Origin of the sequence: Ohtaekwangia koreensis, assembly GCF_900167975.1 — a bacterium.
In the GTDB taxonomy this organism is placed as follows: Bacteria; Bacteroidota; Bacteroidia; order Cytophagales; family Cyclobacteriaceae; genus Ohtaekwangia; species Ohtaekwangia koreensis.
In genome coordinates this window covers 1696871-1723633 of the sequence record NZ_FUZU01000001.1, presented here as the reverse complement: position 1 = coordinate 1723633, position 26763 = coordinate 1696871, and the positions used below count along the sequence as shown (strand labels likewise).

Sequence of the window (26763 nt, the reverse complement as noted above, 5' to 3'; positions counted from 1 at the left end):
GTAATTACAGCTTCTTAACATTTGGATTAGTTAACGCAGACTGTTAATTTAATTGTAGATTCCCCCTCCCTCCTGATCTCGTTTGATCACAACGCCCATCGGGAATCAAATAGTTGCTTTTAATTATCTGCACTGTGCAGCTGGAATTTTCCTGATACTAATCGCTTGTTCTAATAATGAACCCGTTCGCTACCAAACAACCCGAAGATTACGAAGCATTGTTGGCTTCTATTGTTGACTGTACAGATGATGCCATTTATAGCAGTTCACTTGACGGAACAATTACAAGTTGGAACAGAGGAGCTGAGAAACTCTTCGGCTTCACAAAGCAAGAAACTTTAGGAAAACATACTTCGCTATTTCTTCCTCCGGATCGACACAATGAAGAATCTCAATTATTCGAGCGATTGAAAAAAGGAGAATATATAGAGCACTTCGAAACTGAAAGACTACGAAAAGACCACAAGCTTATCTATATATCATTAACCATATCGCCTCTTAAAAATCCACAAGGTAGTATTGTAGGCTACGCTAAAATTGCTCGCGACTATAGCAAACAACGCAAATCGCGCGAAACGTTTAAAGCGTTACTGGAATCTGCTCCGGACGCTATGGTGATTGTGCGCAACGATGGAAAAATCCATATGGTAAACGCGCAAACTGAAAGACTCTTCCTCTATAATCGAGAAGAAATTCTGGATCAGAGTGTCGAGATGCTCATACCACAACGGTATCATGGACATCATCCGCATCATCGCTCAAACTTTTTTGCTGACCCGCGCGTGCGCAGCATGGGTATAGGCCTCGAGTTGTATGGCAAACGTAAAGATGAAACGGAGTTTCCGCTAGAGATCAGTCTGAGTCCTTTGGAAACAGAAGAAGGAACACTGGCACTCGCAGCTATACGCGATATAACAGAACGAAAAAAATCTGAAGAAAAATTCAAGGGCTTATTGGAATCCGCTCCCGATGCGATGGTAATTGTAGGACAAGACGGAAAAATTCAAATGGTGAATGCGCAGATCCATAACATTTTTCAGTTTGAAAGAAATGAGATTGAAGGTATGCCCATCGAAAAACTTATACCGGAACGTTTTCATCATGCACATCCGAAACATCGGCAGAATTTTTTCCAGGATCCGCGTGTACGCGGTATGGGTATAGGACTCGAGTTGTTCGGCAAACGAAAAGACGGAACCGAATTTCCGATAGAAATAAGTTTAAGTCCCCTCGAAACAGAAGGAGGCACACTGGCACTTGCGGCCATCCGCGATATCACTGCGCGCAAAAAATCAGAGCAGCAGATTCAGCAACTGAACCGCGAACTGGAAGAACATATAGTTGAGCTCGAATCATTTTCATATTCAGTATCACATGATCTGCGCGCACCGTTGCGGGCGGTAGATGGATTTATAGCGATCTTCCTGGATAAATATCACACCACTGTTGATGCCGAAGGGAAACGCTTACTCGACAACATCCGGAGAAATGTTATCAAGATGGGCAACCTCATCGACGATCTTCTTATGCTCTCACGCATTGGCATGAAAGATATAGAGCTCACTCCTATTGACATGAATGCACTTGTGAATTCTGTACTGGAAGAACTCAAGGAAGCCAAGACGACTGCCCAGGTACATGTGCAGGTTGGCATGCTGCCCGAAACGAACGGAGATCTTGCACTTATAAAGCAAGTATTTCTCAATCTTATTTCTAATGCTGTTAAATACTCTGCAAAAAAAGAACAACCGGTCATTGAAATCGGAGCAACAAAACAAGATTCTGAAATTCATTATTTCGTTAAAGATAATGGTGTGGGCTTCGACATGGAATACTATAACAAATTGTTTGGAGTTTTTCAACGACTGCACAATCCACATGAATATAGCGGCACCGGTGTGGGGTTAGCTATAGTCAAGCGAATTATAGCACGGCACGGTGGTCGTGTATGGGCTGAAGGAGAAGAAAACATAGGTGCCGTTTTTTATTTTTCATTAACTATAAATTCACAAACGAATGGAACAAGCTGATCGTGTAGAGATATTGCTAGTAGAAGACAATCCGGATGATGCGGAGTTGACGATACACGCCTTAAAGCAAGGCAACAGCAACGTAAACTTCCTGCATATAAACGATGGCGTAGAGGCGCTCAACTTTGTATTCGAGAAGAAGAGTTACGAGAACAAGCGAATACAAAAAGATCTGAGACTTGTGTTGCTGGATTTAAAGCTTCCTAAAATCGATGGGCTCGAAATCCTTAAAAAGATTCGTGAAAATGATAGCACCAAATCTTTACCTGTTGTTATCCTTACATCTTCGAGAGAAAAGAAAGATATCATTACAGCGTATGGCCTTGGCGTGAATAGTTATGTAGTGAAGCCGGTAGAGTTCGAGTTTTATGTTCATGTAGTAAAGACGATAACATTGTATTGGAATACAATAAATGAAAAGCCTGTATAGGCAGATCTGAAAATGAATACTACACCCAGCCGGGATACTGACATTATTCTTGTAGAGAACAATGATCAGGATTCAGAATTGATTACCAGGACACTTGCTAAAAATAGTATCCTGAACAATACCATACGTCTCAAAAATGCTGGGGAACTACTGGATTTTCTTTTTGAAAAAGGGAGTTACGAAACGATAACATTGAAACACCTTCCCAAAGTAATTTTAATGGATGTAAGTCTTCCGGATAATATCAGTGGGTTGGAAGCACTAAAACAACTGCGAAGTAACAAGGCGACCCGAAATATACCGGTGATGATCTTTACCTCCGGTGAAGGTGACCATAAACTCTTTGAGCAATACAAACTTGGTGTCACCACCTATATTCATAAGAAACTTGATTTCGAAAAATTCGAAGAAGCACTGCTACAGGTACAGCTATATTTAAAAACGTATCGCATTTTGATACTGGAAGACAACCCTGACGATGCTGAATTACTCCTCTACGAAATCGCATCCTTTAATATTCAGCTCGTTTCTAAAATTGCCAGTAACAAAGAAGAATATATACTGGCGCTGGAGAGCTTTGACCCCGATGTTGTTATCGCAGATTTCAATATACCTCCCAACTTCGATGCCATACAAGCCATTCGACTTCTCCGCAAGAAAAATCCCCGTGTTCCATTCATTTTGATCTCAGGAGGACTAACGGAAGAATTTGCAGCCGGCTGCCTGAGTGAAGGTATAGATGATTACCTTTTAAAGTCAAACCTGAAACGCTTTCCGATCAGCTTGACGAACATGCTTCGCAAAAAGAAAACTGAGGATGAAAAGGACCTTGCGTTACAAATGCTGAAGGAAAGCGAAGAACGTTATCGTAAGATCATTGAAACCGCCCAGGAAGGTATATGGGTACTGGATGCACAAAACCAGACTATATTTGTTAACAAGCGGTTGGCCGAGATGCTTGAGTTTACAGAAGAAGAAATGATGACGAGGTCTTTTTTCGCGTTTATGGATGAAGAAGACCGCGCGCGTTCGATCGAGCATTTCAAAAAACTTGAGAAGGGGAAAAAAATATCCCTCGGAATAAAATTAAATTCAAAGACAGGCAAAAAGGTATGGACGTCTATATCCGGAAATCCTTTATATAACAAAGAAGGGCACTATACCGGAGCCTTTGGTATGATTACCGATATTACTGCGTTGAAAACCGTGCAGTTCAACCTGGAGTCGAAGATTACCGAACTGAATGCTTTTCTATATCACACTTCGCATGTACTGCGTGGACCGGTATCTTCCTCCCGCGGGTTGATCAATGTGTTAAAAATGGTTTCACAAGACAGCGAGGAGCAGGATTTTTTAAAAATGCTGGATGATTGCAATGTGGAAATGATAACGATGCTGGAAGAGCTCACGCGAATTTCTACTCTATACTATAAACCTTTCATTCACGACCGGATTGATTTTGAAGAACTCGTTCGCGATGTGATTCATGATCTGCGTGAATATCCGAAAAGCGAAAAGGCAACGTTTACCATATACGCTGACAAGGATATATCTTTTTACAGCGATCCTTTCATAATCAAGCCTATATTTCTATGTCTCTTCAAGAATTCCATTACCTACTCAGATGACTCCAGGGAATGTGAAATCACTGTAAACGTGCAGCAAGAAAACAAAACGGTTAAAATAGAAGTGATCGACAATGGTGATGGTATTCCCCTGGAATTTCAATCACGTGTATTTGATATGTTTTACCGCGCACATAAAAAAGCCCGCGGTCCCGGGTTAGGTCTATATATAGTACGACATATCATTGAAAGGCTGAATGGCAAAATAAGTCTTCAGAGCGAAAAAGACATTGGAACTACAATAACGCTAATGATTCCTATTCCCACAGTGCTGCCAGCCATAGTGAGACACGATTGATTCCGTATGCCGTATACTATATTTAAGCACTCAGTTTCACGGAAGTAAATTTGGCAACTTTCAGACGGAGTTCTTCCGGATCGAATGGTTTACTGATGAAGTCGTTCATGCCCATCTCCATTACTTTATCACGCATGCCACTCATGGCAGCAGCCGTAAGCGCAATGATGGGTATATCTTTGAAGTAAGGGTCTTCCATTGAGCGGATCTTGCGCGAAGCCTCATAGCCATCCATACCTGGCATCTGAAGATCCATGAATACCATATTATAGGATTTACTGCCAATCATGGTTAACGCTTCAAGACCGTCATTGGCTATATCTACAGCCACGCCCCATTGCTCCATAAAGTTAGACGCCACCAACTGGTTGATACGATTATCTTCTACGAGCAGCACACTAATCGTTTTATCATTTACAAACTTACCGGACGCAACACGTTTTTCTAAAACACGCACACCTTTACTTTTCTCCATGAGCAACACAAACGAGAATGTAGAGCCATATCCGGGAACACTTTCTAATTCAATCTTGCTACCCATTAAGTGAAGTAATCCCTTTGTGATGGTCAAGCCAAGCCCTGTACCACCAAACCTGCGGGTGATATCATTATCAGCTTGTGAAAAGTGATCAAATATAGTATCGAGCTTGTCGGCATCTATACCGATGCCGGTATCTTTCACCGCGAAAAGCACTTTGCATTTACCGTTCTCTTCACCCAGCGATGTAACCGAAAATTCAACATAGCCGCGCTCGGTAAATTTGATAGCGTTACTCAACAGGTTTGTAACAACCTGAGAAATACGCACCGTGTCGCCCTTTACAAATTCAGGCAAATGCCCATCGTATTTCATATATAGGGCGATGTTTTTTTCTTTCGCACGCTGCTCCAGCATTTGCTTCGTGTCTGATAACAGCGAATTCAAATTGATATCAATGGATTCGAGTACGATCTTACCGGCTTCAATTTTACTGAAATCAAGGATGTCGTTAATGATGGTTAACAGGTTGTGGCCTGAGAACTTTAATAAATGAAGACGCTCGCGTTGATCTTCACGCGGATCATTCTGCAACATTAGATTGGTAAGCCCTATAATAGCGTTCATCGGTGTACGTATCTCGTGACTCATCATCGAGAGGAACAAACTCTTGGCACGCGTGGCTTCTTCTGCTTTCTCTTTTGCAATTTGAAGAGATGCCTCAAACTCTTTCCGCTTGGATATATCGCGGGCAGAAGTCTGAAAGCCGATCATATCACCTTTATCATCGAAAAACGGATGAGCATTCGATTCGAACCAAATATAGGAGCCATCTTTCCTGCGCATCCTGTATTCGATGGTAGCTGATTTTCCTTCGAAGATTACAGACTGCATGATCTCCCGCACATACGCTTCATCGTCTGCATGTATATTGTCGTACGGAGAACTGCCTATAAGTTCATCAGGAGTATATCCCAAGATCTCTTCCACCGAAGGTGATACAAAGGTGCGAGTAGTGTTCGCATCGGTCTTATATAACGTAATAAGATCTTTCGAATTGCTGGACAGAAGTCTATAGAGTTCTTCACTATCCCTTAATTTTTGATGAACTTCTTTTACTTCGGTGATATCGTGTGTAGTACCTATGTACCCGGTAACTTCTCCATTGGCATTCATCATCCGCGTGCCTTCGCTGACAATCCATCGAACACCACGGGCTGCATTCATAAAACGGAATGCCAGTTTAAGTTCACGTTTACTTTCAACTGCTTTATACCATTCTCTTAATACACGATGGCGATCTTCTATATAGATTGCGTGTAACCATCCTTCATGGAGTGCCTGCTCCTCGGTTAAGCCGGCAATTTCGCACCAGCGCTTATTCACATAGGTACATGCACCAGTTGCATCAGTTTGAAAAATACCAACCGGCGCATTTCCGGCAAGCAACCGAAATCGCTGCTCGCTTTCGGTACGTTCGATCTCTATATTCTTTAATGCAGTTATATCGCGTGATATAACACTTACCTTCAATACTTGACCGTCATTTGAAAATTGCATATTCACGCTTTGGCCAAGCCAACGCTCTTCGCCACTCTTGGTAAGCATGACGAGCTGAAAGTATGTATTACTTTCCTTTGACTTTCGTTGCGCTTTGTAGAACTCGACTACCTCCCGTTGATAATCCGGGTGTACAAGTTCCCAATACTGTTTGGATAATAATTCCTCACGGGTATATCCACAGGCACATTCCATTACCGGATTCACAAAACAGAAGTAACCATTAATATCCAGTTCATAGATCAGGTCGGTTGCGTTCTCCACCATTTCTCTATACTGGCGTTCGCGAGCTTCAAGTTGATCTTGCAGCGTTTGAATCTGCTCGATATTACTGCGTATTTCCTCTTCTGAAGCTTGTAATTCATTATTGAGTACGCTGAGCTGTAGATTAGAATCATGCAAGGTCTTTGCCTTGTCATTCATCTGGCTTGCTATATATTTTAGCTCGATCTGCTTAACAACATTGTTTGCCAGTGTACGCAAACTTGAATATTGAATTTCGGTTAGTGCTTTTGGTGAAGTATCCATTACACACAGCGTACCGATCTTATATCCATCGGATGTAATCAACGGCATGCCTGCATAAAACTGAATTCCCAGTTCACCTGTAACCAAAGGACTGTTTGCAAAACGATTGTCCTTTCGTGCATCTGGCACGATCATCATATCATCTTGTTGAATGGCATGTGCGCAAAACGCATGCTCACGGGGAGTCTCCTGTATATCTAGTCCTACCTTTGCCTTGAACCATTGCCTGCGTGCATCTACTAAACTGATCACGGATATCGAGGCATCACAAATAGCAGCAGTAAGCTTTACGATATCGTTCAGGTCCTCTTCATCTTTTGTATCAAGAACCTGAAGTTTACGAAGCGTTTCCAGTCGGTCTTCTTCTGAAGCGTTCGGAAGGGGGCAGTTCATAGGTTAGGATATCTAGAAATATAAGTGCACTTAAGATGAAAGGATTTTTTGCATAGCTCTTGCTTCGTCCATCAATACCTCATGTGAAGCAATGAGCTTAACGATCCGGTCTTTATACTCGGAACCATGTATAGTATTAGAAGTTTCTTCCAAATGAATAATCTCAGCATATAGCACGTTGGTACACAACAGCGATGTAGAAGATTTTAATTTATGCAGTATGCGTGCAGCATCACTGGCATTGTTCGAAGACACTATATATTTGAGTTCTTCCAATAACACGGGTGTAAATTCCAGGAAAGCACCGAGTAGTTCTTCTTGTATTTTATCATAGCCCCCGGTGAGCTTATTAAATTTATCAACATCAAAAAAACGCTCAGCAGGTTTATTCTTAGCCGCTACATCACGTTCCTGAACAGATACTTCCACAAAGGTCTGGTTCTTCAAAAGAATTTGATTCATTGATCTGTTCGTATTCATACTTTTAAAATTTAAGATTTCAGCCTGAGAATTCATGTACAAAAATGCATTGAAAAGCCACTTTAAAAATCAGCATAAGGCTGATTTTTAGTAAAATCAGGAAGTGTAGAATGATCTAAGTTTTTCACTTAAACAATCCGTAAAATGCGCACAAGAGAGGATGATTTTTAAGCCTTTAAGTTCGGAATCCACACAAAGAAGCTGGACCCGCAACCTTCCTCCGAATTAACCGTTATACTGCCACTCATTTTGCGCAACACTTCATTTACAATATAGAGGCCGATACCCGCACCTTGCGACTGCTGTGAACCTCTATAAAAAAGCTGGAATATATTCTTTTGAATATCGGCAGATATACCGATACCGTTGTCCAATACTTTGATGTGACAACCATTACTGTTTACGCGCACGAATATATCTACATAGCGATCCTCTTTAGAGGAATCATTAAAAACAAGAGCGTTTAATATCAACTGCGAGAATACCATCACAAGTCGCTCCTGATCAGTATAGAATGGAACCGTCTGCACTACATTTTTGGACAGCCTGATGTTCTTATCTTCTGCTTCCTTTTTATGGTCTTCCAATATAGTGTCCAGAACTTCATTCATGGAAACTGATTCGATCACCAGTTCCTTTCTGGAGTTCGCGAGAAATTGCTCAAGCTCGCTCAGAATGGTTTCCATTTTATTTACCGTCTTTTGAATCAGTTCAAGGTGTTGTGGCAACTGAATAGTATCAGCCGGTTGATTTTTTAATATCGTCACCAATCCTGTAATGGATTTAAGTGGACCACGCATTGAGTGAGAACAATTATATAGGAACTTGTCGATAACGTTCTTCGCTTTTGCAAGTTCTTTACCAATAGATTGTTCTTCCCGCTCTTTTTCTTCCATTACAATAACTTTACTGGATAGCATACTAACTGTGAATTGATGATAACAAAATTGGTAAATAGAGATCTATATCGAATGCGCCACCCACTGATTTTGAAAAAATCAGGGCGCAGAAATCATCAGGAAATCACCTGAGTAAAACACTTAACTCAAAATTATTTACTCATTTCCAGGTGCGTGGAAATGATTCGGCTAAGAATGCCTAATGATTGAATTTGTTCGCCCGAAAATTTACGAGGCTTGTTGTCTGCCAATCCTATAGTACCCAGCACAATGCCATCCGCTGTAACAATTGGCATACCGGCAAGGAAACGAATAACAGGTTGATCAAACACACGTGAATCGAATTTAAATATAGCTTCCTTTAGCGTGTCTTCTATTTCGGTATAATGATGATCACGTATGATAGACTCCCACAACTGAACACGCTCATCTGTAACAGCATTTCCTGCTGAAGCAAAAGCTTGTAACGTATTATCGACAAAAAAACAGATGGACACGGAAGTGGTTCTGCTGATGATGATGGCGAGTTGTGCGAGTTCTTTCCAAAAACGTTCATTGGCCACGTTGTCAACAAAATCCGGCAACAAGCTTTTCAGCTTTTCTTCTGGAATTTGTTCAGCATCCGCCTTTGTTGTCATGTCCTTTCGTTAGTAGCACAAAGATGTTGCTACCCCGGCTATATTTAGACAGGGAGAAAATGATTTTGTAAAATCAGGGTATGACTTAGGAGCTCTAAGTAAAACACTTAGGACCGCGGTATTTTCCTTTCCAACGCATATCGTACAAGCTGTGCTGTACCCGAAAGACCGAGCTTATCCTGTATATGTAGCTTATGCGTCTCTACCGTTTTTACGCTGATGAATAACTCTTCTCCAATTTGCTTCAGGCTTTTACCCTCCGCTATGAGCATGAGTACTTCTTCTTCGCGTTTTGAAAGGATGCTACTCTTCAGTTGATCGCCTTTATTTGAATCACGTTGTCCGGATTTCACAGGCGATGAAAAATCATCGAGCACCAGGGACGTAACGTCAGCACTAAAATACTTCTCTCCTTTTACAACGCTTCGTATAGCTTTGACCAAAACCTCAGGTGTACTGTTCTTATTCAGGTATCCATCCATTCCGCTGCGAAGTCCGGCCCGTATAAAATCTTTATTCACTTCACTGGATACAAGTATAACTTTCGTTTGAGGATTTTGCTCTTTGATCCAGCGCGTAGCTTCTATACCCGTCATACCTTTCATGACTATATCCATGATCACAACATCCGGAGCAAGCTCGGTTGCACTATTCACGGCTTCCTCACCGCTTTCAAGACTCCTTAGAATTTCAACTTCGCCTGTTTCGCGCAGTAACGAAACTATACCTTGGCGTACCAATCCATGATCATCAACAACTATAACTTTTACTGTATCCATACGGTCTTTTTATTTATCCAGTATACTTTTTATCACTTCGTGCAAATCATCCAGCGAGCAAGGTTTTTTTATAAATGCCTTTACATTCAAGCTTAATGCTCTTGCCTCATTTTCATGCGGTGGCTTGGCCGAAAAAATAGCAATCGGTATATTCCGCATCATTTTGTCTTGTGCGATCTTTTCGATCAAAGCAAATCCATCGAGCTTCGGCATTAGCAGATCCGTAATAATCAGGTCAGGTATACTATAGACAAGTCTTTTATACGCTTCATGGCCGTTGGCACAAGGCTCAACATCATACCCCTCCATCGTTAGGAAGTCCGTTACATGCTGAAGTAAATCAGGTGTATCTTCTACTACCATTATCTTTTTAGTCATGCGCTAACGGAATTACAATGGTGATCTCTGTACCCTTTCCAAGGGTACTCTTTATATCAATATAGCCTCTCAGCAAATCAAGTGCTTTGCGTATAATCGATAAGCCTAACCCGGTGCCCTCTACATCATTCGCATTGCTCGCCCTATAAAAAGGTTCAAAGAGATTTTTGATATCTTCTTCAGGTATACCAATGCCATTGTCCTTTACACGAATGGTTAGCTTATTGGGCGCAGCGGCAACGAACAGATCAACGTACCCGCTACCGGGCGAAAACTTGATTGCATTCGTCAACACATTTATCACCATGGTTCTGATCAGTTTCTCATCCGTACTGATTGTACCTGTAACTCCACTGACATGAAGTTTTACAGTGTGTGTATTGCCTGTACTCTGCTCGATCTCATTTTTTAATTTCTCAAATGTTTCAAAAACATCAACCTGGGATACATGCACCACCAGTTTACCAGCTTCTGTTTTGCCGATCAGCAACACATCATCCAGCAAGTGCGTCATGTGCCCTACTTGCTTTTCTATATTGTCCAATCGCTTGTCTACCTCTTCAGGCGTTATCTTCTGTTTATACTTCTTTATAAAACCGGACGCCAGTGAAATGGATGACAACGGTGTCCTGAATTCATGCGAGGCTATAGATACAAACCTGCTCTTCATCTCCACCAATTCTTTTTCCTTTTGCAACGCCTCGTTCAATTCGCGCGTGCGATCATATACCATGCGCTCGAGGTTCTGCTTATATTCGATCAACTCCGTTATGTTCTGACCAACGATGGTTGCTCCCACGATTTTATTTTCGGCATCTCTGCGAGGAGAAATGCTGAGCAGTAAGGATAGCTTCTGTTTTTTCTTGGAGAGCAATGGCAATTCAAAGTTGCTTACGGGGACACCATTCAGTGCATCCTTCATAATTGCCGTAACCACTTCGTGATACTCTGGTTCCAGCAGATTGCTTACCCAATTTCTGCCGATCATTTCGGTTCTCGAAAAACCGGTGAGTTCAAATGAAACTCTGTTCCATTCGTTGATCTTGCCATGCTGATCAATACCAAATATAGGTACATTTGCATTTTCGATTAAGCTTGACAACTCCCGGGCTATTGCTGTTAACGTACCTTCAAATTCTTTTTGCTCGGTTATATCATGTGCCTCGATGCAATACCCTATAAACTTACCTTCCTCTGATTTAACAGAGCTGATCGTTGTCTTGAACCACGCAGCTTCCAACCCTCCGTTTTGAAGATTGGCATCGTACGAAATCATTTCTCCATTCTCCACACGTTCCAGTAAATTGACAAACGCACTTTTTCGATCATCACTTATATAGTCCAATAAGTTTACACCTGTTTTAAGTTCTTGGTTGGTTCGCAGCAATACATTTCTATAGTTGGACTTGTTGAAGGCTATAATTTTATAATCCGGTGATACCAGGGTAAAGGAGTCACGTGTATTGTCGAAAATAGCCTTCAGGTTAGCTTCCGATTCACGAACTATATATTCCTGTTCTTTTTGTTGTGTGATATCAAATGCGACAATAGCCACATGGGTAGTTTTTCCTTCAGACAATACAGGTTCGTAGCGCAATGAATGATATACCGTTCCTGACTTTACATGAAAAGCCGCTGTGGTTTTAATGAACTTACCTTCGAGGGCCTCCTGGAACAATCGCTGTGAAGTTTCCTGGCGCTCTTTTACAGTAATATCCCATATATACTTCCCGATAGCAGGTTTTACACCCGATGCATCCTCCATGAAGTTTTCAAAGGCCTTGTTAAAGAGCAGTACCTTTCCATCGACATCGAGCAAAGCGATCATCTCCTGGGTATTTGAAAATATAATATCAAGTTGCTGTTGATACCGTAGTATTATTTCTTCTGCTTTTTTCTGATTGGTAATATCAACGATCAAACCCTCCTGCCGGAGAGGCCGCTCCTGCTCATCGTATATAATCCTGATTTTTTCAAAGAGCCAGTGATAATTTTCACCACTTGTTTTAATGCGATAAGTACATTCCGCATAGCCCTCCCGTAGTACGGTGTGCAACGCTTCATCTTTCAAAGCCCAATCATCTTCAGGTATATGCTCGCGCCAGTAATGCGCATCGTTCATCATTTCGCTTTTTACCTGTCCACCTAACAACCGCATAGCAGAACGACTGAGGTAGTTCTTTCCGGTACCTGAAAGATCAACGGACCAGATTATATCATTGGAAGAATCGAGCACCCGATTCAGTTGCTCATCTTTTTGCCGGAGGATTGTTTGTGTCTGCTCGGAAATCTTTCGATGAGCGTCTTCCAATTTATTGTTGGTGGATTTTAGCTGTTCATTGATGGTAAGAATCTCTTCATTGCGAACGGCAAGCGCCTGATACGCATCACGTTTCTTTCGCCAGGATATAATGGCAATCACACTTGTCCACAACATTACCGCAAGGCTTGCCAGCAAAATATAGATATATAATTGCTGTTGATCAAAACGCTGCCCTTGTGAATTTACATTCTGCTGAAGGCGCACAATATCATTTCGCTGCGCCTCCATTTTCATTTGCTGCAATTGCATTACTTTTACATTCCGGCTGTCAATGGGAGTTGTTTCAAGTATATTATCTTTTATATAGGGTTGGCCGTGTAAAATATCGCTGGCTGTGCGGATAGCCTCTTCGCCTCCTGTAGGATATAAGAATGTTGCTGTCAGTATTCTATCTTTCACCAACTGCAGGCCACCACCGGGACCGGAAAGCCCATCAACCCCAATAAATTTAATGCTATCGGCACGCCCTTGTTTCTGGCACAAGGTATATACGGAGTACGCCATCACATCATTGTGTGCATATACTATATTAAAAGAAGGAAGAATACTTGCGCTTTCGCGGAACCTGTGTGCTGCAGTGTCCTGCTCCCATTGCCCATCTAACGAAGCAACAATTTTCAAATTCGGATACGGTGCAATGGCATCGCTAAAACCACGATGTCTTTCAAGGGCTGGCGAGGATTCGCGTAAGCCCCATACTTCGAGTATAGCTCCATTGCCTTTGGATATCTCTGCAGCGAGCGCTCCTGCCAGCTTCCCGATCTCATAATTATCAGCTCCAATATATGCAGTATATTTTTCAGAATTGATCTTTCGATCTACCATTACTACCGGTATACCTTTATTATAGGCAAGCTCTACGGATGGTGTGATGGCATCAGCTTCGTTCGGTGTAACGATAAGCAAATCGATCTTATCATCGATAAAGTTCTCTATGTCTCTTCGTTGTTTTTCAGTATTGTTTTGTGCATCGCGATACTCTAATTCGATGTCGGGGTGGAATAACAGTTCTGCATACATCGAAGCCAGCATCTGCTTCCTCCATAGGTCGCTGCCTGTACATTGCGCAAATCCAATCCTGAATTTTTTACTGCTGTTCTTCGGAGCGCAGGAAATCAGAAGTCCAAAACATACTACTAATAAATAAATCCAATGGTGTATCCGCATCTTATATAAATTCAGATCAACATCAACGTATTTCCTATAACTGATCAAAACATTAATAGAATTATATAATCAGGATTGAATAGTGGATAGCTACTACTCATTTTCGTTCGATCAAATTATTCTAGAAAGTAGTGATTTATCAGAGATAAAAAAAATTATATCAGCAGACACTCTATCAAAAGGTATAAAAAAACTGTAGCCAAGTGGTTGGGAGTATAAAAGCGTACCAGACGCGTTCGATAAGTGTCACGTTATCACTTGTAAATTGCTGATCAATGTTTAACCTCTCATTTGAAAATAGGAGGTCGCGCTCAAAGATTTGCATAGTGCATGCGCAACAAAAATGTATAACGCTTGCCAGTGCTTGAGTCAATATATACTTGGACATGAGTTGAATCGATACTTCTGGCGTAATGTGGTTCTACTTCTCTCCTCTTACACGGAGTTCGTCTTCTTCTTCCATTCTATCGATCTTCTCTTCGTGAAGTTCTTCCGCTTCTTCTATGGAATGCGTCTGTTGCATATTTATTTCCTGTTTACTCATAGTCGCGAGCTTTGCATAAAATTTCTGTAATACCTTTAACTCTTCTTCGGTAAGATCTTCCACGGACACAAGCCTGTTACTGGCTTTACTATGTGCCGCTACGAGTTCATTTAGTTTTAAATGAATGGCTATCGATTCTTTATTCTGACTTCGCTGAATGAGAAAGACCATCAGAAAAGTTATTATCGTTGTGCCCGTGTTAATAACCAGTTGCCATGTATCAGAATAGTGAAATATGGGGCCGGTAATCAGCCACACCATTATCAATGAGACTGCTACAAGAAAAGCTGTGGAACTTCCTGCCGCATACGTTACTACAGAGGAAAATCTTTCGAGTGGGGTAATTTTTTTACATGTTGTGTTCATGGCGGTTCTGTTTACTTCATTTTTCTGTGATAAGAAGTACTTAAAATTCTGTTCCCATTTTTATATACACTTCCACAAGCAACCGCGGCACCATTTTTTTATTTGTTTCATTCAGATAACTGAACATCCATATGAAACAGCAAACAAAATCGGATTCTCAGAATGCGAAGAAATCCACCGATAAAAAAGATCAGCCAAATGCAAAAGGAACGGGAGCTGAAATCTCTACGAACTCTTCCAAAGAAGACAAGAACAAACCAAAGCGTTTGGGCGAATCGGAAACCGAAATTACGGACGAGACAACGATCTAAGAACTCGTAATCTAATATATATAGTACCTAAAAATACTATACAACTATATTCATGACATCGAAGAAGAAAAAAATTATTTGGTTTTTTATTATTGTCCTCGGACTACTGGTGATTGTTCGCGTAATATTGCCGTATGTGGTGCTGCACTATTTAAATAAGACGCTGGCAACCATGGAAGGCTATTACGGTCATGCCGATGATATTGATATAGCTTTAATACGGGGTGCCTATACCATTGATAGTATATACCTGAATAAACTCGACAGCACTACCGATAAGCAGACACCATTTTTTGGAGCTTCGGAGATTGACCTTTCGGTAGAATGGAAAGCGTTGTTCCATGGTTCAATTGTCGGAGAGCTTGTTTTCGAAGATGCAATGTTGCGTTTTACGAAATATAAAGTTGAGCCAAAAGAAGTACGAAGTGATTCGAGTAGTTTCAAGAACTTGCTGGATGATTTTATGCCGCTTCAGGTAAACCGTGTTGAAATAAACAACGGCAGCATTCAGTATAAAGATGAAACATCAAAACCTCCGGTAGATATTCAACTTAGCAATGCATACTTGTTGGCGCAAAATCTCAGGAACAGTTATGACTCTTCGGTTGTGTTGCCTGCATCACTAACGGCTCATGCAAATATATATGAAGGTGAACTTGCGTTGAACGTAAAGTTAAATCCGCTGGCGGACGATCCTACATTTGATATGAATGCGGAAGTAAAAAATACAAACCTGGTAAAGCTTAATGACTTTTTTAAAGCTTATGCTAAAATAGATGTAAACAAAGGAAGGTTTGGTCTCTATACAGAAGTAGCGGCAAAAGAGGGAAAATTTGCGGGGTATGTTAAACCGTTGATACAAGATCTTGATGTGTTAGGTAAAGAAGATCGAAAGGATAATATTCTTCGAAAAATGTGGGAAGGATTGGCGGGTACGGTCGGAGAAGTTTTTGAAAATCAGCGCAAAGATCAAGTAGCAACCAAAGTTCCCTTCGAGGGTAATCTGAAAAATCCCGATACAAATGTATGGTATGCACTGAGCAGCATTCTTCAAAATGCATTTATACGTGCTATTCAACCCTCCATTGACCAGGAGATAAACATCGCTACGGTAGACACTCAGAAAGAGGAAAAGAAAAATATCCTGCAAAAAATCTTCGGCAAGAAGGACGATAAGGATAAGGATAAGGACAAGAACAAGGAAGAAGAAAAAGAGAAAGAAAAGAAAAAAGATAGTGACAAAAAAGACGATGATAAAGACAAGAAAAACTAACCCTTGCTTTTACTCTACTCCCACTCCCACCAGATAAATATGCATAGTCTTCTATATATTAATCTATATCGTTTTATATACCAGAACCTGTAAGGATTCTACTTGCATATTTTGACCAGCATTGATCTGCGCTGCGGACGTAGCATTTGAACTCCCATCAACACTCCACTCCGCTTCTCTTGAATCAAGTATTCTTTCCCAACGCTCACCATATGCTGGCATAGTATATAAAAAACCTTGTTCTGAAAAATTAAACAAGCATAGTATATTCTCATGTTCACGCTTTCGATGAAGTGCTATCGCTTTCTCTCCCACAACGTGCGCCAGCGTATCTTTCTTATCCATGTTCTGCAATGCTTCATAGCTGGTTCGCATAGAAATCAGTTTTTTATGCCAACGCAGAATGACACCATGCTTCCCTTCGTTTCGTTTTTGCCATTTTAACTTGGAATCATAAAACGTCTCTGGCGCATAGGCATCGGGTGGTTCCCCTTCTGATTTAAAGGGAGCAAACTCTTTCTTTCTGCCTTCGCGTACAGCCTCGATCAACTTGGAATCCTCATGACTGATAAAATAAAAAAAAGGAGACTCATCTGCATACTCCTCTCCCATAAACAACATCGGTATATAGGGAGAAAAAAGGAATGCTGCTGCCGCTAATTTCAATCTTTCAAAATCCAGTAAAGAACACAATCGTTCGCCACGCACGCGGTTTCCTACCTGATCGTGATTCATTGTAAAAACTACAAACCGATTGCCAGATACTCCCACGGAAGATGACCCGTATCTTCTCTTTCTGAATTTTACAAATTCACCGCTCAATACGAAACCTTCATTGTAAGCTTTTTGTAATTGTTCGATCGAACCAAAATCTTCATATCGCTTCTTACCGTTTTTATCCAGCAATACATATAGGGCATGGTGAAAATCATCCAGCCATTGGGCATCGAATCCATACCCTCCGTCTTCCGGTGACTTGATTACTTTCGTACTATTCAAATCGCTTTCGGCAATCATATATATCGGTCGTGCTATCTTTTTCTCAAGAGACTTCACTTTAGTATTTACCTGTTCCCAGAAATGCACAGCACTCGTATCAAATACAGTATGGATGGCATCGACACGCAGTGCATCAAAATGGAATTGTGAAAACCAGTATATAGGATTGCTGGAAAAATAATCGCGAACTCCATCCGACCATTCACCATCATAGTTTATAGCCTGACCCCACGGAGTTCTATAGGTGTCTGTAAAGTAATTTGCGTACTCACTGAAGCAGTTTCCTTCGGGGCCTATATGGTTATATACAACATCCAGTATCACGGCCATGCCTTTTTTATGACATGCGTTTACGAGCTTCTTTAATCCATCCGGTCCACCGTATGAATTCTGTACGGCATACGGGAACACGCCATCATATCCCCAATTACGCTCCCCGGAAAATTGCGACACGGGCATGATCTGTATAGCATTGACTCCAATATCCAGAAGATCATCGAGTTGTTGTATAGCGGCTTCAAACGTACCGGCCTGGGTAAATGTACCGATATGCATTTCGTAAATAATATAGTCTTGCAACGGTATACCGCGCCACGCCTGGTCTTCCCACTCAAACGCATAGTGATCCACTATTTCAGAAGGGCCTTTAACACCCAGGGGTTGATAATGTGAAGCAGGATCCGGAACATCTTTTTTTCCATCTGGCATAAAAAAATAGCGTGTGCCAGGATCTATATTTTTCAACGTAGTATAAAAATATCCAGAGGCATCCTTCTCCATTTCAACGGTACGCTCCTCCGGTGAAACGATGTGCAACAACATGGTTTTCTTTTCCGGAGCCCAAACCGAAAAAGCACATTTATGAGCCGAAAACTCAGAACCGAAAATTCTCATATTCTAAATATATACCAAGACCGTTCAAACGCGTGTATATTAATTATCAAGTTTAACCACTATGCCTTCGTCTCCACTGAGACTGATTGTATTTTCAACGACTATATTTTCCAGTTCCGGAGAGGTTGACACAACGATGACGCCCTTCATAGGTTCGCTACTCTGTCTGAAGTAGCATGGACGGTGGCTGAGGTTTAACAGTATGAGCAATCGCGGTGATCCCTCACGATGGCGAATATAGGCGATCATCTGGTGATCGGAATATACCGGTATGTAGCTTCCATCGATAAGCGATGGTTCTTCATCGCGCAGGCGAATCAATTTCCGATACAATGAAAGCATAGAGTATATATCCTCGCGTTGCGACTGAACATTTACTGTCAGGAAATTCCGATCGAGTCGCAACCAGGGTTTGCCGGTGGTAAACCCACCCTGCTCACTGTTGTTCCACTGCATCGGTGTTCGGGCAGGATCACGACTTAAATTTTTATCGGGCATGTTCAATCCCTGTGGATCTTGTATTTCATCAACCGGAATGGGCACATCCCGCATCCCGATTTCATCGCCATAGTATATAGTGGGTGTACCGCGCAAGGTCAATAATAACATCGCGGCTACACGTGCCTGTTGCGAGCCTATACGGCTTGCAATACGTGGTTGATCGTGATTACCCAATACCCAGTTTGGCCAACCTTGTGAAGGTAAGGCTCCTTCATATTCGCCTATAGCAGCAGAAATTTTTCGTGCTTCCCACGGGAGTGTTAACAATTGAAAATTGAACGGCAGATGTGCACCCTGATTATCTTTACCATAATACGTTACCAGTTTATGTATAGGCAAGTATATTTCACCAATCAACATACGCTCATGATACTTGTCGAGCAACGCACGCATGTCCCGCACAATGTCATGTACTTCCGGTTGATCGGTTGAATATACCGGCAACAACTGATCATACGTTGCCATATAGGGCTGGTAATCCTGATTAACAGGATTGTCGCGTAACTTTTCATCTTTGATCATGTGCCACATGACATCCACCCGAAAGCCATCCACTCCCTTGTCGAGCCAGAAGCGCATCGCATCAAGCATTGCTTTTTGTACTTCCGGATTACGCCAGTTCAAATCGGGTTGTTCTTTGAGAAAAGCATGATAGTAATATTGTTGAGTCGATTCATCCCACTCCCATGCTGTGCCACCAAAAGCGGCAAGCCAGTTATTAGGAGGGCCTCCATCGGCACGAGCATCTTTCCATATATACCAGTCTCGCTTGGGATTATTGCGTGAAGAGCGTGATTCTATAAACCACGGATGCTGATCGGAAGTATGATTGGGCACGAAGTCTAAAATAAGTTTCATGCCACGTGCATGAATTTCTTTTAGCAATTGGTCGAAATCCTGAAGCGTGCCAAAGAGCGGATGTATATTCGTGTAATCGGAAATATCATATCCGAAGTCTGCCATCGGTGACGGGTATATTGGGGAAATCCACACAGCGCGTATTCCCAGCCACTTGAGATAGTCAAGCCGGGCAATTATACCTTGCAGATCGCCAACACCATCGCCATTACCGTCCTGAAATGAACGCGGATATATCTGGTAAACTACGCCGCTCTGCCACCATAACTTTTTAGACTGATCATTTTCCATTGTCATCCGATCATTCAGCAAAAAGCTGTGCCGTGTCAGATTGATTAATTTCTGTGGAGTTTTATAAACGGAAAAAAATTGGAGCGGAAAAAATTGTGTCTGCAGTAGCGCTGGTATAAGAAGTCAATAAAAAATGTGAGTCAATAAAAAAGCTTTGACGAGTTGCCACGCCAAAGCTTTCAAATAATCATAGTGACGGATTTGACTAGGACATAGGAGATATATTGTTCAACTCTTGTATATCCTGATCCGTGAGATCAATAGAGATTGCTTTCATGTTTTCTTCGAGATGGCTTACGCGCGATGTACCGGGTATTAACAGAATGTTATCAGCGTGATGCAGTAACCAACTCAATGCTACTTGATGTACAGTTGCTTTGTGCAAGTCTGCAATAGTTTTCAAAGTTTCTTGTGCCGCTACATTTCCGGCATTCAGCGGATACCAGGGTATAAATGCAATATTATGCTGACGGGTATATTCCAACACAGGTTCCCATTTACGATTGTCAACACTATACATGTTTTGCACGGAGACAACCTTAAAGAATTCCTGCGCATGTTTTATATTCTCAACACTTACTTCCGATAAACCTATATGCTTGATCTTTCCTTCCTCCTGCGCTTTGCTTAAAAACTCAAATGTTTTTTCAGCAGGAACTTTGGGGTCAATTCTGTGCAACTGGTAAAGATCAATACGATCCAACTTCAAACGTTTCAGACTTCCTTCAAGCGCTTTTTTTAAGTGATCCGGGTGTGCATCTACCGGCCAGGCATTCGGTCCTGTTCTCAATAATCCACCTTTCGTGCCGATCACGAGATCTTTTGGATATGGATATAGCGCTTCAGCAATTAGCTCTTCCGATATATTCGGGCCATAGCTATCGGCAGTGTCAATAAAATTTACACCGAGCTCGATGGCACGTTTCAACACATGTAACGCTTCTGCCTTATTTGCAGGAGGTCCCCAGATTCCATCACCCGTAATACGCATGGCTCCATAGCCTAATCGTTTAACAATCAATTCATCACCTATGGGAAAAGTCTCGCTAATAGTTTTAGTACTCATAATATTTTTGGTTAATCTTTATTTTGTGGATTTCGGTACAACACTACAGAAACCAAAAACATTTCAACGCCTGTCCGTTTTTTTATACTAATCATCTAAAATTGCATTATTCCCTCAGGGATTTTTGCAGAAGTATACCGATGATGTACAATAAACGATACTATACCTATGGGATACGCCGCAAAAATAACAAACGCGCTAAATGCATTTATACGCGGAATACTATTGGTCAATAAAGGTGAGAATCTATTGATCCACTATCTCCCCAGCCATCAAGGATGAAACCAGATTCTTCCGCCTCCGTAGTATATATAGTTTTGACAGTCTTATTCGTCACGAAGGCACTTTGCAGGATTAACATAGGCTGCTTTGATAGCCTGTACTCCTACGGTTAACCACGAGATCAACAAGGCTATACATCCGCCACTCACAAAATACCACCATGACAATGGAATTTTGTATGCAAAGTTATTTAGCCAGAAAGTCGAGAGAATATAGCTTGTTGGTAAGGCTATAACAATGGCAATGAGCACAATCTTGGTAAAGTCAACAGACAAGAGATATACTATATTCAGTGCGCTGGATCCTAAAACTTTACGGATGCCAATTTCTTTGATTCTACGCTCTGCGGTGAAGGCAGCCAGACCAAACAATCCAAGACACGATATGAGGATGGCGAGCACTGCAAAGTAGCGGGATAGTGTACCGACACGTTCTTCGGATGCATATTGTGCATGGTAGTCTTCATCTATAAATCTATAGTCGAGGTCAAACCCGGGATTATAGGCCTTATAGAATTTCTGAAGCTTCGCGATTGTTTCACGTTCCGTGCCGGAAGCAAGTTTGGCAATCACTCTCTGCGTATGGACGGGAGCTAATATAAAAAACATAGGGCTAACCGAAGTATGAAGGGACTCAAAATGAAAATCTTTTGCTATACCAACAATTTCAGCTTCAAACTTTCCATCCCCTAGTTTTACGATTTTACCAATGGGGTCTTCCAGTCCCATAACATCAATGGCCTTTTCATTAAATATAGCTTTGAAACCGGTTACATCGTTATGCGAGAAAGAGCGCCCAGCTTTGATGTCTATATTTAGCATTTCGATGACATCATAATTCACCGGACGTATGGCAAATGGGACAACCGTGCCTTCAGGTTTTCCCTCCCATTCCAGGTTCGTCGTGTTTCCACCGCCTACCATACTTTGTCCGATGCTGGAAGCATTTACAATTCCGGGGATCCGTTTCATCTCCGTTAGAAAAGTCTCCAGGTTCTCCTTTACTCGCCCCTCCATTGGGAAGTATATAACATTCTCTTTGTTATAGCCAACGTTTCGCGATTGCAGAAAATCAATTTGCTTGTAGATTATAAGAACCGTTACTATAAATACAACTGACAGCGTAAATTGAAATATAACTAATCCCTTACGTGCCCAAAGTTCACCTATAGATGTATTCAGTTTACCTTTTAGAACGGTAGCCGGACTAAAACCGGAAAGATATAGGGCTGGATAACTTCCTGCAATCACACCGGTAACAATTGTAATGACGAACGATGTCAACAGTATATTTGCATCAAACGTAAGGGTGATCTGTTTTCCCGTTATGATATTGAATGTTGGCAGAAAAATATCGACAATAAGAATGGAAAGAAATAACGAAAGGAAGCTCATGAACATCGACTCACCCAGGTATTGTACGATCAACGCTTTGCGTCCTGCTCCAACCGCTTTCTTTATCCCAACTTCTTTTATGCGCCTTGAAGCTTTCGCAGTGGAGAGGTTCATAAAGTTTATGCAGGCAATCATCAGTATGAAAAGTGCAATCACAGAAAACAGGATCACATACTCAATTCTTCCGCCTGCCTGAACACCATTTTCATAGCGACCGTGAAGATAGCACTGTGAATATTGCTGAAGAATCAATGTGCGATGCGTGTCATCTGTTTTTGTCTTAATGATACCAGCAATCTTCCTTTCAAAAAGTGAAGCATCGGTTCCGTCTTTCAAGACTATAAATGTCATCGGACCGGAATTGCTCCAATTCAAAACACCTTCATTTATATCCTTCATTATATCGAAGGATAACACGAAATCGAAATGCTCTGATGAATGGGAAGGTATATCTTTAAAGATACCGCTGATAAAATATTGTTGCTGGTGTTGAAACTCAATAGGCTTTCCGATCAGGTTATCGGTTGTATTAAACAAGTTTTTCGCTATGCTCTCCGAAATCACAATGGAGTTTTTATCGGTGAGCACACGGCTCGCATCACCTTGCAGGAGATCATAAGAGAATACATTGAAATAATCTTTGCCTGCATATATACCGGACGCTTTGATATTTTTTTCCTTTATTGAAAGCGTAAATTTATCATACCAATGAGAAGGCGTTGCCACTACAGCATACTCCACTTCCGCCATTTCCTCCGCAAGCGTTTCGGCCAGTAGCCCAGGCGTTGATTCTGTAACACCAATGTTCGCGGAGCGCTGCTGTTTCTCCAGCACCCTGAAAAGACGTTCATCTTTTATGTGGAATGCATCTATTTGCAATTCGTCATTTACCCAGAGGTAAATCAAAAGTGTACACGCAAGGCCGGCTGACAGACCAACCAGGTTGATCAGGAAAGAGCTCTTGAATCGCCTGATGTTTCTGTAGAGGAGTATAAAATTATGTCTAAGCATACTACATGTTCTTTGACTTTGCTTTTGCCAATGGAATGCCACAAACAATATGTTTGTTTTTTCGCAAAATACAGCACCTCGGCTGTCACTAAAATATCGAGTGACCATCCATAGAAATAAAACTGTCCATTATTGGGCACTTTTCATTGATTTCAATTCAGTGATCTATACCTTTAACCATCTATACAATCTCTTACACCTCTATAGATAATGACAAAGGCTCCCGGAAATATACTACTCGTTGATGATGACGAATTCGTTCTCCTATCTATCAAGCTCCTGTTGGAGCCACATTTTGCATCTGTAAAAACAATCAATAACCCGGAGCGGATACAGGCGCTGCTTGATCGGGAGCAATTCGATGTAATTGTGCTCGACATGAACTTCAGGCATGGCGATACAACTGGCAACCAGGGACGCTTTTGGTTGAAGAAGATCAAAAGTATTTCACCGGATACGCAAGTTATACTGGTGACTGCGTATGGAGATATACAGGTCGCTGTAGAATCGATGAAGGAAGGTGCACTTGATTTTATTGTGAAACCCTGGCAGAATGAAAAACTATTGGCCACGGTAAAAACTGCAAACCTGTTAAGTCTTGAAAAAAGGAAAGTAAAGCAGTTGAAGTCGCAGCAAAAATCTATTGTGTCTTCATTGCATCGGTATGAACTACTGATCGGAATATCCGAAGGTATATCTTCCATTCGCAAGACGATCGAGAAGGTGGCTCCTACAGAAGCAGAGGTCCTGATCCTCGGACAAAACGGAACGGGCAAAGAAGTTATCGCACGCGAAATTCACAGGCTTTCAAAACGTGCTGAAGATATATTCATGACCGTGGATGTAGGAGCACTGAGTGAAAACTTATTTGAGAGTGAATTATTCGGACATCGTAAGGGTGCATTTACGGATGCGAAAGAAGATCGCATCGGAAGATTTGAAGCTGCTGCCGGGGGTACACTGTTTTTAGATGAGATCGCAAACCTGTCGCTTCCTTTACAGGCAAAACTGCTCACTGTATTGCAGCATAAAAAAGTGGTGCGCCTGGGTACTAACGAACCCATTGATCTTGACGTACGCATTGTCTGCGCTACTAACGGCAACCTCAGGGCTATGGTACAGGAAGGAAAATTCAGGGAAGATTTATTTTACCGTATCAATACGGTAGAGATCACCGTAGCGCCTTTGCACGACAGGCCTGAAGATATACCTTTGCTTGCAGATCATTTTCTCAGCCGATTCAGTCATAAATATCAAAAGTCATATTTGAAATTGTCAGACACGGTAATGACGCATCTTCAGAAATATAGATGGCCTGGCAACATCCGTGAATTGCAGCATGCCATAGAGAGAGCTGTGATTATGTGCGAAGGACAGGAAATTCAAATGCAGGATCTCGGGGCTTTGCAAAAACAATTATCCAGTGAATTCTCCTTTGACTCTTTTAACCTCGAAAAGTTGGAGGCATGGGCGATTCGTAAAGCTATAGCAAAGCACCAGGGGAATATCAGTCATGCAGCAGACGAGCTGGGTTTATCGCGAGGCGCTTTATACAGGAGAATGCAATTGTATGGTATTTAAAAATTTCAGACTGCAGGTTATCCTTCGGATAATCATACTTACGGCCAGTATAGCTTTGTTAGCATGGTGTCTGCTGCACGGTTTTTACTTGCGAAGTGTATACCTTGGCGCAGGACTCATTATTTTATTAATTGAACTGATCTGGTATATAGATCGGTTTAACCGGGATTTGAAAACGTTGATGATCAGTTTGCTGCAAAGTGATTTTACGACACACTTCAATACTTCCGGCAATGGTAAGCATATCGATGAACTCTACGCAGTTCTCAACCGGATCTCGGCAGCTTTCCGGGAAATAAGCGTTCAGAAAGAAGTTCAATACCGGTACCTGGAAATGCTCTTCGAACATGTACGCGTAGGAATACTAAGCATAGATGCTACTGGAAAAGTACAGCATGCAAACCAGGCATTGAAAGATATGTTCCATAGAAATATACTCTCTGACCTAAATTCTTTCAAGGCTATAGATGCCTCGCTGGTTACAGCGATTAGCGAAATTCGTACAGGAGAAACGCGACTTGTAAAGCTCCGGGTTAACAACGACCTACTGCAACTGTCCATTCATGCCTCTGAGTTTAAGCTCGAGAATATGTACTATAAATTGATCTCCATGCAAAACATACGACAGGAGCTTGATATACACGAAATGGACGCTTGGCAGAAACTGATACACGTGATGAGCCATGAGATCATGAATTCCGTTGCTCCGATTATTTCTTTGAGTGGTACGTTGCACGGATTGGTAGCACAGGAAAACAAGACAGCGCAACCTTCTGAAAATAGTATATATGATCCGCTGGAAAGAGGCTTGGATGCTATTCGCATCAGAAGCGAAGGATTGTATAATTTCACCAAAACATATCGCAAACTGGCTACGATTCCGAATCATACACCTATCCAAACCAATCTCAAAGATATAATCAGCCGTGTAGAGATTTTGATGGCAACAAAACTAGCGGAGCAAAATATAGCATTACAGATCTCCAACGTTGATCAGAATATTATAGTTGACCCTGCGCTGATCGAACATGTCATCATTAATATACTACTGAATGCGATCGATGCCCTGGCAGGGAAAGAGCAGCCGGTCATTCAGATTCATGCGCAAAGAATCCAGAAAGGAAATGTAAGTATTCATATCCGAGACAATGGCGAAGGGATGGATGAGAGTACGCTTGAAAAAATCTTTATTCCGTTTTATACAACTAAAAAGAATGGATCCGGTATTGGCCTGGCAATTACCAAACAGATTCTTCAACTTCATCACGCTGATATCCAGGTGATCAGTGCACCGCAGCAGGGCGCTGAATTTGTTATTACATTATAGCGTGTAGTCAGAGGTACCCTATACATGCTGCTTTATATAAAGCTTAATCGATCACCGCT

At 41.6% G+C, this 26763-nt stretch carries 19 protein-coding genes; 7 read left to right on the top strand and 12 right to left on the bottom strand.

Annotation, left to right across the window (positions count from 1 at the left end):
- The first annotated feature begins 176 nt into the window (after window positions 1-176).
- From B5Y40_RS07260 to B5Y40_RS07250, 3 genes are read left to right on the top strand one after another with little or no spacing between them, the layout of a single operon-like run.
- Window positions 177-2030 carry a PAS domain-containing sensor histidine kinase gene (locus tag B5Y40_RS07260; protein ID WP_079686011.1) on the top strand — a complete coding sequence of 618 codons (1854 nt, stop codon included), beginning with the start codon at window positions 177-179 and terminating at the stop codon, window positions 2028-2030.
- Complete coding sequence (locus B5Y40_RS07255; RefSeq protein ID WP_079686010.1) at window positions 2017-2460, top strand: response regulator; 444 nt, start codon at window positions 2017-2019, stop codon at window positions 2458-2460. The genes B5Y40_RS07260 and B5Y40_RS07255 overlap by 14 nt, the downstream gene beginning before the upstream one ends.
- Window positions 2461-2472: 12 nt before the next feature.
- Complete coding sequence (locus tag B5Y40_RS07250; RefSeq protein ID WP_079686009.1) at window positions 2473-4383, top strand: hybrid sensor histidine kinase/response regulator; 1911 nt, start codon at window positions 2473-2475, stop codon at window positions 4381-4383.
- A gap of 22 nt (window positions 4384-4405) precedes the next feature.
- Here the strand turns inward: B5Y40_RS07250 and B5Y40_RS07245 are convergent, their stop codons facing one another.
- The 8 genes from B5Y40_RS07245 to B5Y40_RS07210 form a co-directional block, all read right to left on the bottom strand.
- On the bottom strand, window positions 4406-7342 hold the full coding sequence (locus B5Y40_RS07245; RefSeq protein WP_079686008.1) for a PAS domain S-box protein: 2937 nt from the start codon (window positions 7340-7342) through the stop codon (window positions 4406-4408).
- 30 nt (window positions 7343-7372) lie between these two features.
- Window positions 7373-7822, bottom strand: coding sequence for a hypothetical protein (locus B5Y40_RS07240; protein WP_143785646.1), 450 nt, complete (start codon window positions 7820-7822; stop codon window positions 7373-7375).
- 167 nt (window positions 7823-7989) lie between these two features.
- A complete protein-coding gene (locus B5Y40_RS07235) occupies window positions 7990-8742 on the bottom strand; it encodes a sensor histidine kinase (RefSeq protein ID WP_079686006.1) in 753 nt (250 codons plus the stop codon).
- A gap of 131 nt (window positions 8743-8873) precedes the next feature.
- Complete coding sequence (locus B5Y40_RS07230) at window positions 8874-9359, bottom strand: GAF domain-containing protein (protein ID WP_079686005.1); 486 nt, start codon at window positions 9357-9359, stop codon at window positions 8874-8876.
- A gap of 107 nt (window positions 9360-9466) precedes the next feature.
- On the bottom strand, window positions 9467-10138 hold the full coding sequence (locus B5Y40_RS07225) for a response regulator transcription factor (RefSeq protein ID WP_079686004.1): 672 nt from the start codon (window positions 10136-10138) through the stop codon (window positions 9467-9469).
- A gap of 9 nt (window positions 10139-10147) precedes the next feature.
- Window positions 10148-10516, bottom strand: a complete 369-nt coding sequence (locus B5Y40_RS07220; RefSeq protein WP_079686003.1) for a response regulator — start codon at window positions 10514-10516, stop codon at window positions 10148-10150.
- On the bottom strand, window positions 10509-14006 hold the full coding sequence (locus B5Y40_RS07215; RefSeq protein WP_079686002.1) for a PAS domain S-box protein: 3498 nt from the start codon (window positions 14004-14006) through the stop codon (window positions 10509-10511). The genes B5Y40_RS07220 and B5Y40_RS07215 overlap by 8 nt, the downstream gene beginning before the upstream one ends.
- Window positions 14007-14427: 421 nt before the next feature.
- A complete protein-coding gene (locus B5Y40_RS07210) occupies window positions 14428-14916 on the bottom strand; it encodes a low affinity iron permease family protein (RefSeq protein WP_079686001.1) in 489 nt (162 codons plus the stop codon).
- Between the two features lie 131 nt (window positions 14917-15047).
- Between B5Y40_RS07210 and B5Y40_RS07205 the strand changes: the two genes are divergently transcribed.
- Both B5Y40_RS07205 and B5Y40_RS07200 read left to right on the top strand, forming a co-directional pair.
- Window positions 15048-15227 carry a hypothetical protein gene (locus B5Y40_RS07205; RefSeq protein ID WP_079686000.1) on the top strand — a complete coding sequence of 60 codons (180 nt, stop codon included), beginning with the start codon at window positions 15048-15050 and terminating at the stop codon, window positions 15225-15227.
- A 52-nt stretch (window positions 15228-15279) separates the two neighbouring features.
- Entirely contained in the window at window positions 15280-16500 is a 1221-nt protein-coding gene (locus B5Y40_RS07200; RefSeq protein WP_079685999.1) for a DUF748 domain-containing protein, read from the top strand.
- Window positions 16501-16563: 63 nt separating this feature from the next.
- On the opposite strand, the gene treZ is transcribed toward B5Y40_RS07200, so the two are convergent.
- From treZ to B5Y40_RS07180, 4 genes are all read right to left on the bottom strand, one after another.
- The gene (gene treZ, locus B5Y40_RS07195) at window positions 16564-18393 is read right to left on the bottom strand and encodes a malto-oligosyltrehalose trehalohydrolase (protein WP_079685998.1); all 1830 of its coding nucleotides are present in this window, start codon (window positions 18391-18393) and stop codon (window positions 16564-16566) included.
- 39 nt (window positions 18394-18432) lie between these two features.
- Window positions 18433-20043 (bottom strand): alpha-amylase family glycosyl hydrolase, encoded by a 1611-nt coding sequence (locus tag B5Y40_RS07190; RefSeq protein WP_079685997.1) that lies wholly within the window; start codon window positions 20041-20043, stop codon window positions 18433-18435.
- A 205-nt stretch (window positions 20044-20248) separates the two neighbouring features.
- Complete coding sequence (locus tag B5Y40_RS07185; protein ID WP_079685996.1) at window positions 20249-21109, bottom strand: aldo/keto reductase; 861 nt, start codon at window positions 21107-21109, stop codon at window positions 20249-20251.
- A gap of 326 nt (window positions 21110-21435) precedes the next feature.
- On the bottom strand, window positions 21436-23796 hold the full coding sequence (locus B5Y40_RS07180) for an ABC transporter permease (RefSeq protein WP_079687112.1): 2361 nt from the start codon (window positions 23794-23796) through the stop codon (window positions 21436-21438).
- Window positions 23797-24006: 210 nt separating this feature from the next.
- Between B5Y40_RS07180 and B5Y40_RS07175 the strand changes: the two genes are divergently transcribed.
- Window positions 24007-25377 carry a sigma-54-dependent transcriptional regulator gene (locus tag B5Y40_RS07175; protein ID WP_079685995.1) on the top strand — a complete coding sequence of 457 codons (1371 nt, stop codon included), beginning with the start codon at window positions 24007-24009 and terminating at the stop codon, window positions 25375-25377.
- Window positions 25367-26704 (top strand): sensor histidine kinase, encoded by a 1338-nt coding sequence (locus B5Y40_RS07170; RefSeq protein WP_159453624.1) that lies wholly within the window; start codon window positions 25367-25369, stop codon window positions 26702-26704. Before B5Y40_RS07175 ends, B5Y40_RS07170 begins: the two co-directional genes overlap by 11 nt.
- Window positions 26705-26763: the final 59 nt, after the last annotated feature.